14 protein-coding genes, 1 other RNA gene and 1 pseudogene are annotated in these 11,599 nt (G+C 69.5%); 3 read left to right on the top strand and 13 right to left on the bottom strand.

Features of this window, described 5'->3' with window-relative positions:
* The coding region (locus ACTIE9_RS00640) for a septum formation family protein (protein WP_439563636.1) at nucleotides 1–522 on the top strand (522 nt) is incomplete at its 5' end.
* Here ACTIE9_RS00640 and ACTIE9_RS00635 read toward each other — a convergent pair.
* The 7 genes from ACTIE9_RS00635 to ssrA all read right to left on the bottom strand — a co-directional run bounded on the left by ACTIE9_RS00635 (nucleotide 519) and on the right by ssrA (nucleotide 4,720).
* Nucleotides 519–1,538 (bottom strand): NAD(P)-dependent alcohol dehydrogenase, encoded by a 1,020-nt coding sequence (locus ACTIE9_RS00635; RefSeq protein WP_439563635.1) that lies wholly within the window; start codon nucleotides 1,536–1,538, stop codon nucleotides 519–521. The two genes, ACTIE9_RS00640 and ACTIE9_RS00635, sit on opposite strands and share 4 nt — an antisense overlap.
* A complete protein-coding gene (locus ACTIE9_RS00630; protein ID WP_439563634.1) occupies nucleotides 1,535–1,789 on the bottom strand; it encodes a helix-turn-helix transcriptional regulator in 255 nt (84 codons plus the stop codon). Before ACTIE9_RS00630 ends, ACTIE9_RS00635 begins: the two co-directional genes overlap by 4 nt.
* Nucleotides 1,783–2,226, bottom strand: coding sequence for a hypothetical protein (locus ACTIE9_RS00625; protein ID WP_439563633.1), 444 nt, complete (start codon nucleotides 2,224–2,226; stop codon nucleotides 1,783–1,785). The genes ACTIE9_RS00630 and ACTIE9_RS00625 overlap by 7 nt, the downstream gene beginning before the upstream one ends.
* A 64-nt stretch (nucleotides 2,227–2,290) precedes the next feature.
* Nucleotides 2,291–3,193: an EamA family transporter gene (locus ACTIE9_RS00620; protein WP_439563632.1), complete on the bottom strand. Its 903-nt coding sequence runs from the start codon at nucleotides 3,191–3,193 to the stop codon at nucleotides 2,291–2,293.
* Nucleotides 3,190–3,564 (bottom strand): YccF domain-containing protein, encoded by a 375-nt coding sequence (locus ACTIE9_RS00615; RefSeq protein WP_439563631.1) that lies wholly within the window; start codon nucleotides 3,562–3,564, stop codon nucleotides 3,190–3,192. Before ACTIE9_RS00615 ends, ACTIE9_RS00620 begins: the two co-directional genes overlap by 4 nt.
* 43 nt (nucleotides 3,565–3,607) lie before the next feature.
* Nucleotides 3,608–4,237, bottom strand: a complete 630-nt coding sequence (locus ACTIE9_RS00610) for a hypothetical protein (RefSeq protein WP_439563630.1) — start codon at nucleotides 4,235–4,237, stop codon at nucleotides 3,608–3,610.
* A 112-nt stretch (nucleotides 4,238–4,349) separates the two neighbouring features.
* Nucleotides 4,350–4,720, bottom strand: a transfer-messenger RNA (tmRNA) gene (ssrA, locus tag ACTIE9_RS00605).
* Between the two features lie 160 nt (nucleotides 4,721–4,880).
* On the opposite strand from ssrA, the gene ACTIE9_RS00600 reads away from it, so the two are divergent.
* A complete protein-coding gene (locus ACTIE9_RS00600; protein WP_439563629.1) occupies nucleotides 4,881–5,552 on the top strand; it encodes an SIMPL domain-containing protein in 672 nt (223 codons plus the stop codon).
* A 33-nt stretch (nucleotides 5,553–5,585) separates the two neighbouring features.
* On the opposite strand, the gene smpB is transcribed toward ACTIE9_RS00600, so the two are convergent.
* From smpB to prfB, 5 genes and pseudogenes are all read right to left on the bottom strand, one after another.
* Complete coding sequence (smpB, locus tag ACTIE9_RS00595) at nucleotides 5,586–6,062, bottom strand: SsrA-binding protein SmpB (protein WP_255159863.1); 477 nt, start codon at nucleotides 6,060–6,062, stop codon at nucleotides 5,586–5,588.
* Between the two features lie 81 nt (nucleotides 6,063–6,143).
* Complete coding sequence (gene ftsX, locus ACTIE9_RS00590; RefSeq protein ID WP_439563628.1) at nucleotides 6,144–7,058, bottom strand: permease-like cell division protein FtsX; 915 nt, start codon at nucleotides 7,056–7,058, stop codon at nucleotides 6,144–6,146.
* A gap of 11 nt (nucleotides 7,059–7,069) precedes the next feature.
* A pseudogene (ftsE, locus tag ACTIE9_RS00585) lies at nucleotides 7,070–7,825 on the bottom strand (cell division ATP-binding protein FtsE); the annotation flags it as partial.
* A gap of 75 nt (nucleotides 7,826–7,900) precedes the next feature.
* Entirely contained in the window at nucleotides 7,901–8,275 is a 375-nt protein-coding gene (locus ACTIE9_RS00580; protein ID WP_439563627.1) for a VOC family protein, read from the bottom strand.
* A 28-nt stretch (nucleotides 8,276–8,303) separates the two neighbouring features.
* Nucleotides 8,304–9,413, bottom strand: a complete 1,110-nt coding sequence (gene prfB / locus ACTIE9_RS00575; protein ID WP_439563626.1) for a peptide chain release factor 2 — start codon at nucleotides 9,411–9,413, stop codon at nucleotides 8,304–8,306.
* Nucleotides 9,414–9,457: 44 nt separating this feature from the next.
* Here prfB and ACTIE9_RS00570 point away from each other — a divergent pair, with 44 nt between their 5' ends.
* Nucleotides 9,458–10,678, top strand: coding sequence for an MFS transporter (locus ACTIE9_RS00570; protein WP_439563625.1), 1,221 nt, complete (start codon nucleotides 9,458–9,460; stop codon nucleotides 10,676–10,678).
* Between the two features lie 15 nt (nucleotides 10,679–10,693).
* Here ACTIE9_RS00570 and ACTIE9_RS00565 read toward each other — a convergent pair whose 3' ends face one another.
* Nucleotides 10,694–11,413, bottom strand: a complete 720-nt coding sequence (locus ACTIE9_RS00565; protein ID WP_439563624.1) for an SDR family NAD(P)-dependent oxidoreductase — start codon at nucleotides 11,411–11,413, stop codon at nucleotides 10,694–10,696.
* Between the last annotated feature and the right edge of the window lie 186 nt (nucleotides 11,414–11,599).

The following is an 11,599-nucleotide window of genomic DNA, read 5'->3' as shown; positions in this document are numbered from 1 at the left end:
ATCCCCCCCCGTCGACCCCGGCCCGGCCCCCGCCCGACCATCTGGATTGGCGATATCTCGTTGTGCCCCGCGGCGCTCTCGGGATGCACAGCGCTCGGGCCCTTCGCGCCCGATGACGCGCCCGTGCGCGATGACGAGGGCCGCATCATCGAGGCCAACGAGCAGACCGACGCGTTCGCCCTGCAGGTGGGCGACTGCCTCGACGATGCCACGGCGACCGGCGAGGTGGAGACCGTGCCGACCGTGCCCTGCGACGAGCCGCACGACAGCGAGATCTACTCCTCGCACCAGCTGGGTCAATCGGGGTATCCAGGAGTCGACGTCGTCATCGAGCAGGCCGAGTCGCTGTGCCTGCCGGCGTTCGAGCAGTTCGTCGGTGAGCCCTACCTCGAGTCGCGCTTCGACTTCAGCTACTACTACCCGACCGAGGAGAGCTGGGCGAACGGCGACCGCGAAGTGCTCTGCGTGATCTACGACCCCGAAGGGCCCGTCACCGGTTCGCTCGCCGGTATCACCGACTAGCGGTCGCGCTCGGCCTGCAGCTCGATGACGGCCTTGCCCCGGGTCTGCTGGCGCGCGAGCCGGCCGATGGCCTCGGCCGCACGCTCGAGGGGCACAACCTCGTCGATCGGCGCGCGCAGGCTGCCCGACGCGAGCATCTCGAGCAGGATTCCGAGGTCGTCGCCGCTCTCGCGCTGCATCACCGCGGTGAGGCGATGGCGCACCCACGGGTTGAGCAGCAGAGCCCGCAGCTGGCGGTCGGCACCGCGCAGCAGCGGACCGCCCGACTTGTCGGCGCCCACGATCACGAGCGTGCCGCGCTCTGCCAGGGCGCGGCGCAGCACGTGCAGCGCCCGACCGTCGGCCGCTTCGATGATGACGTCGAAACGACCCCACTCGCGCGGCTCGCTCGTCACGCGGTAGTCGATCACCCGCTCGGCGCCGATCGATCGCACGAACTCGGCCTTCGCGGCGCTCGCGATGCCGGTGACCCGAGCACCCTGGGCGACGGCGAGCTGCGTCATGAACGATCCGACCCCGCCCCCCGCGCCGATGATGAGCACGCGCTGGCTCCCCTGCACCCGAGCGCTGTCGCGCACGGCCTGAAGAGCGGTGCCCGCCGAGATCGGCAGCGTCGCAGCATCCGTCATCGAGACCCCGTCAGGGATGCGCGCGATCTTGGCCGGCGACGCCACGACGAGTTCCGCGAACGCGGCGGGCGCCGAGCCGGCGACCCGGTCGCCGACGGCGAAGCCGCTCACCTCACTGCCGACCGCCTCGATGACCCCGGCGAAGGCGAGCCCGATGATCGGCTGCCGGAGAGTGCGGAGACCCAGCGCCAGACGTACCGCATACGGATCGCCCTTCATGAGGTGCACGGTGCCCGAGTCGGGGCTGGCCGCGAACACGCGAACGAGCACCTGCTCGGGGCCCGGGCTCGGCACGGGCATCCGGTCGATGCTCAGAACCTCGGGTCCGCCATAGCCGTGCTGAACGATCGCGGTCATGGTGGCGGTGGTGGGGGTGGTGGTGGTCATGATGAGACTCCGGTCGTCGTGGTGGTCGTGGTAGGGGTGGCGGGATAGCTGAAGGCCTCGTCGAGCCGCACGCCCAGGGCGTGCGCGATCTGGAAGGCAACCTCGAGCGAGGGCGAGTACTTTCCCTGCTCGATGGCGATGATGGTCTGGCGGGTGACGCCGACGCGCTCGGCGAGCTCGGCCTGCGTGAGCTCACCAGCAGCGAATCGCAGGGCGCGGATGCTGTTGGTCACGCGGGTGGGCTTCACCATGCGGGAACACCCCCGCGGTAGAGGGCGATCTTCGTGATGGTCTCCAGAAACGCCGAGAAGAAGAATCCGAGATAGAGCACGTGGGCGATCCAGAACGGGTCGAGCTCGAGCATCGCGAAGACGAGCGCCGCCAGGGCGGCGGCGATGAGGACGCCGCGCGAGGTGAACTCAGCGCGCGCCTTGATCTGCTTGTCGCGGATGTCGGTGCCGTGCCCGTCTTTGCCGGTCGTGATCGCCGCGATGATCGACACGATGATCATCGCCACGACCCCGGCGCCGAGGCTCCACAGCATGGCGTCGACGTAGGGCGTCTCGGGCATGGGGGTCACCGCCGCACGCGAGAGCAGCACCGTGAGGTAGACACTGATGTGCACGATCGCGACGATGAGACCCGCCCACGCGATCTTCTCTTCGTAGGCCATGTCGTTGTCGGCCATGACGGCCTCCCTTCGAGTCATGTCAAGAATGCTTGACACGTCTGAAGGTAAAGCATCGATTACATCATGTCAAGTTTTCTTGACTTACCCGGGTCGGCATCGGCGCAATCGGCCGTCGCGGCTGCAGCACCGCCGCGGCGAGCCCCGCGAGCATGATCGCGCCGCCGATGAACTCGGTGGCGGTCGGCACTTCGCCCTGCACGAGCCACGCGGCGAGGATGCCCACGACGGGCACGAGCAGCGTGAACGGCACGACGGCGCTCGTCGGGTAGCGCGCGAGCAGCGAGTTCCAGATGCCGTACCCGATGAGACTCGCGAACACCGCCGTGTACACCGTGCTGAGAACAGCCACCCACGAGAGGGTCGTCAGCGCCTGCCACACCACCGGCGGCGAATCGACGATGAGCGACAGGGCGAGGGCCGGCAGAGGCACGACGAGCCCCGACCACACCACGAGCGACAGACCCGAGCTGGCCTGCGCTCGACGCGCGAGCACGTTGCCGATCGCCCAGGCCAGCGCCGCCGCGAGCGTCACGACGAGCGGCAGCCAGGGTGCCGACTGGGAGTGGCCGACGACGACGAGGGAGAGACCGAGCATCCCGATCGCGATGCCGATCAGTTGACGTCGCGTGGGCCGCTCGCGCAGCACGAGTGCCGCGACGACGATCGAGAACATGACCTGCGTCTGCAGGAGCAGCGAGGCGAGACCCGGGGGCATGCCGAGCGCGAGCGCGAGGTAGAGCAGGGCGAACTGGCCGAGGCTCAAGAATCCGCCGACCATCAGCAGCTGCCGCCAGCCGATGCCGGGCGGCTTCAGGAAGAAGACCGCCGGCAGGCACACCACGATGAAGCGCAGCGCGAGGAAGAGCAGCGGAGGAACATCCTCTTGCCCGGCGTCGATGACGACGAAGTTCGCGCCCCAGATGACGACGACGAGCAGTGCGAGCAGCGAATGCCGCAGGCTCACCGCTGGTCGACGATGTCTTTGCCGAGCGGCAGCAGCGCCACCGGCACCATCTTCAGGTTCGCCCACGCGAACGGGATGCCGATGATCGTGACCGCGAGGGCGACAGCCGAGGTCACGTGCGCGATCGCCAGCCACCAGCCGGCCAGCAGCACCCAGATGATGTTGCCGAGAACCGACCACACCCCGGCGCTCGGCTTGTCGACCACCGTCTTGCCGAACGGCCAGAGCGAGTAGACCCCGATGCGCCATGCCGCGATGCCCCACGGAATCGTGACGATGAGCACGAACATGATGAGCGCCGCGAGGGCGTAGGCCAGGAACAGCCAGAAGCCCGAGAGAACGAGCCAGATGACGTTGAGCAGAGTGCGCATGGGTTCAGTCTGGCGGGTTGCGGGCCGCGACGCGACTCGAGCGCTACAGCGACAGGGTGGGGTTAGCGACGCGCACCGCGTCGAGCGCCGAGCCCGCGATGGCGCCGGTGAGCGCGATTCCGGTGCCCTGGCACACGATCATCACGTCGCCCGTGAACAGGTAGGTCGCACCGACCACCGAGACGGCACCGTCGAACTCTGTGTCGAAACCGCTCACAGTGCCCATCGTGACCGAGGTGAACCCCGCCGCCGCGAGCCCTGCCTGCACCGCGGCACGGGTGTCGGCGGTGACCGACGCGACGGCGAGCGAGAACGAGCCGTCGGAGTTCGGCACCGCCCAGTTGCACCCGCGGAAGACCTCTGCGCTCGTGAGGGCTTCCGGCGCGCCCGCGACCTCGATACGGAAGGAGTACTCGGCAGCAGTGAGCTCGCCGAAGAACTCGGTCGACTCCGAGAACTGAGCCTTCGCGAACGCGAGGGGCACCATCGTCTCGCAGCCCGGGATCGTCAGGGGTTCGACGATCGGCTCAGCCGACGGCTCGCTCGAGGGAATCGGCGACCCGGTGGACGACGTCGAGGGCTCGGCCGTCGGCGACGGCGTGCTCGAGCCGTCGGCGCAGCCGGACAACAGCGCTGACAGAACCACGACGCTCATGACCACCCGAATGCGCATGCCGACGCCTCTCTCCTGTTGCGCACGACGATATACCCCGGGCTGACACCCGCACAGAGTCTTCCTCGGCGGTGTCAGGAGGCGTCTCTCAACAGTGCGTGACAGCGACCAGTGGTGGAGATGGGGGGAATTGAACCCCCGTCCATCGCTGTGAGCCGGAGCCTTCTACGGGCGTAGTCTGCTGAATCGTTCTGCTCGGCTCCGACCTTTGTTGCAGACCCCTAGGTCGACGAGCCCAGCCTCAGTTCACGTCCCACGTGCACCTGAGACGCAGGCACGCAGCAAGTCTCCTTCATGACGCCAGTGATCGGGTCGGAGACGCACCCGGACTGACGGACTATCTACTCTGCCTTAGGCGGCGAGAGCGAAGTCGGTGCGCTTAGCATTGGCACCTGTTGTTTGCAGAGATCGTTAACGAGATAACCCTGCATCCTCGACCCGCTTCTCACCGTTTCGCAGGCGATGTCGAAACCGATCATCCCCTCGGTCACTCGCGCGTTCTACCCGACGGATCGGGAGCCTGCACGAGCGGGTCGCTGTCACGCACTGTGGAGTTGTGGGGGCCGGAGCACGAAGCCCGGCGGTCAGACGCCGTTCGCGGCGTAGCCCTACAGTATACGTCACCGCTGACAGGAGGCCCAGTATGACCCCCCTCACCCTCACCGTGCAGGGCGCCGCCCGCATCGAGCTCGAGCCCGAGCGCGCCCTCGTGCGCTTCACGATCGGAGCCGATGGCCCGGAGCGCGCGCCGGTCGTCGCGGCTGTCACGGCATCCCTGACCGCCGTCGGCGCCATGCTCGGCGACCGCCACGATGCCGAGACGGGACCGGTGCTCGCGTGGTCGGCCGATCAGGTGTCGGTCACCAGCCAGCGCCCCTGGACGAACGACGGCAGCCAGGCACCGCTGGTGCACCGGGCGAGCGCCACGGGCCGGGCGACGCTCACCGCCGACCCCGCCGCGGTGGCCGACCTCGTCGACGCTCTCGCCGCGCACGACACGGTCACGATCGACACCCTCGAGTGGTCGCTGACGGATGCCCGGCTCGCCGCGGCCCGCGCCGAGGCCCGCACGCTCGCGGTGGGCGACGCTCTCGGCGCCGCGCAAGTGCTCGCGGCAGCGGTCGGTCGGTCGGAGGTCATGGCGGTCGCCCTCGCCGACCCCGGAATGCTCGACGGCTCGACCCCCGGCCCCCGCCCGATGCCGCGCGTCGAGAAGGCCATGGCGATGGCGATGGACTCTGGCGGTGCGGGCTTCTCGCTGCGCCCCCAGCCGATCGTCATCGAGGTCGCGGTCGACGCTCGGTTCAGCGCCTGAGCCGGTGGTGCGCGGCGGACCGCGCAGGCGGCGCTAGTCGCCGAGGCGGTTGCGCGTGCGCATGGCGCGGTCGGCCTCGCGCTTGTCTTGCCGCTCGCGCAGCGCGTGCCGCTTGTCGTACTCCTTCTTGCCCTTCGCCACGGCGAGCTCGACCTTCGCCCGCCCGTCGCTGAAGTAGATGCGCAGGGGAACCAGGGTGTAGCCGCCTTCTTTCACCTTCTGGCTGATCTTGATGATCTGAGCCTTGTGCAGCAGCATCTTGCGCTTGCGCCGCGGCGGGTGGTTGGTCCAGGTTCCCTGCGTGTATTCGGGGATGTGCACGGCGTCGAGCCAGGCCTCACCGCCGTCGATGAAGCCGTAGCCGTCGACGAGGCTCGCGCGGCCCATGCGCAACGACTTGACCTCGGTGCCGCTCAGCACAAGGCCAGCCTCGTAGGTGTCTTCGATCGTGTAGTCGTGCCGCGCCTTGCGGTTGGTCGCGACGACCTTCTCGCCCTTCTCCTTCGGCACGGTTCACCTCCTGCTACGGCCTGCGGATGCTGCACTCATCTCGAGCACAGCCCTCCAGCATACCGGCGGCGGTCGCGAGGGCTAGACGCGCAGGTAGCGGGTGATCGCGACGTTGGCCGAGAGCGCGGCAAGCAGGGCCCCCGCACCGAGCAGCACGGGCACGACGAGCAGGGCATCCGACAGGCCGACGAACGAGGTCAGCGGCAGGGTCTGCGCAAGGTATCCCTGCACGAAGAACTGCACGATGCCGACGACGGCGAGCCCCGCGAGCACCGAGCCGAGCAGCGCCGCCACCACGCCCTCGATGATGAACGGCGTCTGGATGAAGCGGTTGGATGCGCCGACGAGACGCATGATGCCGATCTCGCGGCGGCGCGAGAACGCGCTGAGCCGGATGGTCGTGGCGATGAGCAGCGCGGCGGCGACGAGCATGAGCGCGGCGATGCCGATGGCAGTGAGGCTCGAGGCGTTGAGGATGTCGAAGATCTGGTCGAGGTAGCTGCGCTGGTCGACGATGCTCTCGACCCCGGCGAGCCCGCCGAGCGCATCGTCGAGGATCGCGCTCTGCGTCGGGTCGATCAGGTTGACCCAGAACGCCTCGGGCAGAAGCTCGGGAGTGATGAGATCGGCCACCGCGTCGCCGGCGAACTGCTCCTGGAAGTTCGCGTACGCCTGCTCCTGCGTCTCGAAGTAGAACGTGTCGATGAAGGGCGCGAGCGTCTCACCCTCGAGCTGCGCCTGCACGAGCGCCACCTGGTCAGGCGTCGCCGCCTGCTGGTCGCAGCCGCCGACCGTCGAGAACTCGGTGCACATGTAGACGGCGACCTGGGCGCGGTCGAACCAGTACGACTTCATCTGGGTGATCTGCATCTGCAGCAGGATCGCCGCGCCGACGAAGGTCAAGGAGATGAAGGTCACGAGCACGACCGAGATGACCATGCTGAGGTTGCGACGCAGGCCCTGACCGACCTCACTGAGCACCAGACCGAGCCTCATCGGCGGTCTCCCGCGCTCGTCGGGGCCGGGGAGGGTGCCGCGGAGGGTGCCATGCCGAAGCCCTGGCTGACGATGGGTGTCGCCTGCGTCTTGTAGCCGCCGCCGCGCTCGTCGCGCACGATGCGGCCGCCGATGACCTCGATGACGCGGCGCTGCAGGCGGTCGACGATGCCGGCGTCGTGCGTGGCCATGATCACGGTCGTGCCGTTGGCGTTGATGCGCTCGAGCAGTGCCATGATGCCCGCGCTCGTCTCGGGGTCGAGATTGCCCGTCGGCTCGTCGGCGAGCATGATCGCGGGCTTGTTGACGACGGCGCGCGCGATCGCGACGCGCTGCTGCTCGCCGCCCGAGAGCTCGTGCGGGAACCGCTGCGCCTTGCCGTCGAGGCCGACGGTCTGCAGCGCATCCGGAACCGCCTCATGGATGAAGCCCTTGCTCTTGCCGATGACCTGCAGCGTGAAGGCGACGTTGTCGAACACGGTCTTGTTCGGCAGCAAGCGGAAGTCTTGGAAGACGACGCCGAGATTGCGGCGGAAGTAGGGCACCTTTCGGCTCGAGATGCGGCCGAGGTCTTGCCCGAGCACGTGGATGGCGCCGCTCGAGGGGCGTTCCTCTTTCAGCACGAGGCGCAGGAAGGTCGACTTGCCCGAGCCCGACGCGCCCACCAGGAACACGAACTCTCCGCTGAGGATCTCGAGGCTGACGCTGTTGAGCGCCGGCCGCGCGGTTCCGCGGTAGACCTTGGTGACTTCGTCGAATCGGATCATCGAGGGTCAGCGTAAGCGGGGAACGCACGGGCGCCCGGGTGCGACACCCGCGAGCGCGCGGTTCTCAGGCCTCGCTTAGTCGACAGCGTCCTCCGGCTGCGTGATGCCGATGACCGTGCCCTCGAGGTCGCGGAACGACGCGTACCGGCCCCAGCCATCGACCGCCTCGACCTCCGCGGCGATCTCACCCCCGGCATCCACCGCCCGCGCGAGCACGGCCTCGACGTCGTCGACCGTGAGGTAGAGCCGCAGGCCCTCGCCGCTCGGCTGGTAGTCGTCGCCCTCGGTCAGCGCGAGACCCGGCTCGGCGGGGTCGTCGGTCGGGAAGAACACCATGCGCTGCCCGTCGACCTCGGAGATCTCGAGCTCGACGTCGAAGACACGGGCGTAGAACGCGAGCGCCTGCTCGAGGCGACGAGAGGGGATCTCGACGATGTTGATGCTCACCATGGCGAGCACTCTACGGGCGTGGTGCGGGTTAGTCGACGGGCTTTTGCTTGCGCCACTTGATGCCCGCGGCGATGAAGCCGTCGAGGTCGCCGTCGAACACCGACGAGGGGTTGTTGACCTCGTGCTCGGTGCGCAGGTCTTTCACCATCTGGTACGGCGCGAGAACGTACGAGCGCATCTGGTCGCCCCAGCTCGCCGTGATGGTGCCGGCGAGCTCCTTCTTCGTCGCCGCCTCCTGCTCTTTCTGCATGATAAGCAGGCGCGACTGCAGCACGCGCATGGCGGCCGCGCGGTTCTGGATCTGGCTCTTCTCGTTCTGCATCGACACGACGAGGCCGGTCGGCAGGTGGGTGATGCGCACGGCCGAGTCGGTGGTGTTGACCGACTGCCCCCCCGGGCCGGAGGAGCGGAAGACATCGACGCGGATGTCCGACTCGGGCACCTCGATCTCCGCGCTCTCCTCGAGTAGGGGGATAACTTCGACCGCGGCGAAGCTGGTCTGCCGCTTGCCCGCGGCGCCGAAGGGCGACATGCGCACGAGGCGGTGGGTTCCCGCCTCGACGCTGAGGATGCCGAAGGCGTGGGGCGCATCCACCTCGAAGGTCGCGCTCTTGATGCCCGCCTCTTCTGCGTATGAGATGTCCATGACCGTCGTCGGGTACTTGTGCTGCTCGGCCCAGCGCAAGTACATGCGCAGCAGCATGTCGGCGAAGTCGGCGGCATCGACGCCGCCCGCCCCAGCGCGGATCGTGACGACCGCGGGGCGCGCGTCGTACTCGCCGTCGAGCAGCGTCTGCACCTCCATGTCGGCGAGCGCCTTCTCGATGGCGTCGAGCTCGCTCGCCGCCTCGGCGGCCGCGTCGGCGTCGTCGGCCTCGCGCGCCATCTCGATGAGCACGTCGAGGTCGTCGAGCTTGGCCTGCAGCTCGGTGATGCGCTTGAGCTCGCTCTGGCGGTGGCTAAGGGCACTCGTGACCTTCTGCGCGTTCGCCGTGTCGTCCCACAGATCGGGGGCACCGGCCTGCTCGTTGAGCGCGGCGATGTCGGCCTCGAGGCGCTCGACGTCGACGACGGCACGGATGTCGGCGAAGGTGCTGCGGGCGGCGGCGATGCGCTCGGTGAAGTCCAGATCGATCATGTCGAGACCCAGCCTACCGGCGGGCGCGTAGCATGATCGGCGAGATGACCGCCCCCGAACCCGCCTTCCGCTGGCGGTCGATCATCGCCCCGGCCCTGCTGCCGACGTTGCTCTTCACGATCGGCGAGGGCGCGATCATCCCCCTCGTCCCCTCGCTCGCCGCCCAGGTCGGCGCCGATCTCGCCGTCGCCGGGCTCGTCGCCGCGCTGCTGCTCGTCGGGCAGCTGATCGGCGACCTGCCCGCAGGGTGGATCGTCGCCCGGGTCGGCGAACGGGCCGCCATGCTCGGCGCGCTCGGCGCCGCCGGCCTCGGCATCGCGATCGCCGCGCTCGCGCCGACCGTCGCGCTGCTCGGCCTCGGCATGCTCGTGCTCGGGGCCTCGGCCGCCGTGTTCGCCCTGGCACGCCACGCGCTGCTGACGACGGCCGTGCCCGCGGCGTACCGGGCCCGTGCGCTCTCGACGCTCGGCGGCGTCTACCGGCTCGGGCTCATGATCGGCCCCTTCCTCGGCGCGACGATCATCACCGTCACCGGCGAGACGGGCGCGGTCTACTGGCTCGCGATCGGCGCGCTCGTCGGCGTCGCCGCGAGCCTCGTGCTGCTGCCCGACCCCGAAGGGCTGCTGCTGCGTGATCGCGATGTCGAGCGCGCGCCCGTGAGCCCGCTCGACGTGCTGCGCACGATCGGCGCCCGGCGCGACGTGCTCGCACGGCTCGGTCTCGCCGCACTCACCGTGTCTGCCCTGCGAGCCAGCCGACAGGTGCTGCTTCCGCTGTGGGCCGTGAGCATCGGGCTCGGCGATGCGCAGACCGCGACGATCATCGGCGCGACCGCCGCGGTCGACTTCGCGCTGTTCTACCTGGGCGGTTGGCTCATGGACCGCTTCGGCCGCCTCTACACCGCGGTGCCCTCGACCCTCGGGCTCGGCCTCGGCTTCATCGTGCTCGCACTCTCGGCGAGCGCCGACGACCCGGTGGCGTGGTTCATCGGTGTCGCGATCGGGCTCGCCCTCGCGAACGGCATCGGCGCCGGCATCTTGATGACGATGGGCAGCGACCTCGCCGGCCGCACCGATCCGGCACTCTTCCTGGGCGCCTGGCGATTGATCCTGGATGCCGGCGGAGCCGGGGCTCCCCTGCTGCTCGCCGGGCTCACCGCCGCGTTCTCGCTCGCCGTGGGCGCGGGTGTTCTGGGAGCGCTCGGGCTCGCGGGCGCCGGCATGCTCGCGTGGATGATCCCGCGCCACCTGCCCCGCGACCGGTGACCCGGGTGTCGCGCGCTACGCTGTGGCGGTCGGCAGACCCTGGAACGCGCTCGACGGAAGGTCTTTCTCGTCGGCGCGCACAGCATCCAGGATGCGCGTGACGACGGCGGCGGGCGCGTAGCCGACGGGGAACGCCGGACGCTCTCCCGCGAGCGGGTGCTTCGACAGCTCGGTCTCGGTGTGGCCGGGGCGCGCATCGAGCACGCGGATGCCCGCACGGCGCAGTTCGCGCGCGGCGACCTGATGCGCCGCGGCCTGAGCCGACTTGACCGCGCTGTAGGCGCCGATGCCGGCCGTGGGGGTCTCGGCGACGACGCCGCTGATCGAGACGACGAAGGGCGAGCCGCCCGCGGCGGCGCTCTCGGCGAGGGCCGGCGCGGCGGCGCGCAGCACGCGCATTGGGGCGAGCACGTTGATGGCCCACAGGGCTTCGAGCGTCTCGTCGCTCGTGTCGACGAGTGGCCCGAACGCGACGGCGCCCGAGGCGACGATGACGCCGTCGAGCCGGCCGTGCGCGTTCTTCGCCGCAGCGACGACCTTCTCGGCCTCCCCAGCGTCGGTGAGGTCGGCGGGGATGAGCGCGGCGCCCTCGATGTCGAGGTCGTCGAGCGCGAGCATCGAGCGCCCGGTGAGCGTCAGCCGGGCGCCGGAGGCGGCGAGCTGGCGGGCGAACTCGCGGCCGAGGCCGCCGGTCGCTCCGAGGACGATGATGGAGGCACCCGCAAGATCGGTCATGCGGCCAACGCTACGGGCGCTCTCTGGGAGCATGCAGAGCGCGCTCAGGCCACGTGGCGCTCGTGCTCAGGCGCGATCGGCGTACTGCCGAACCTGCAGCGCGAAAGCGGCGCCCACCTCGTGCGCCTGCTCGCGGTAGAGCCGCCAGTTCTCGTGGCTCAAGCGCTCCTGCTCGATCGGGTCGAC

Origin of the sequence: Microcella sp. (assembly GCF_051860105.1) — a bacterium.
GTDB lineage: Bacteria > Actinomycetota > Actinomycetes > Actinomycetales > Microbacteriaceae > Microcella.
The sequence above is the reverse complement of the archived record's forward strand: the minus strand, read 5'-3'. Positions and strand labels throughout refer to the sequence as shown.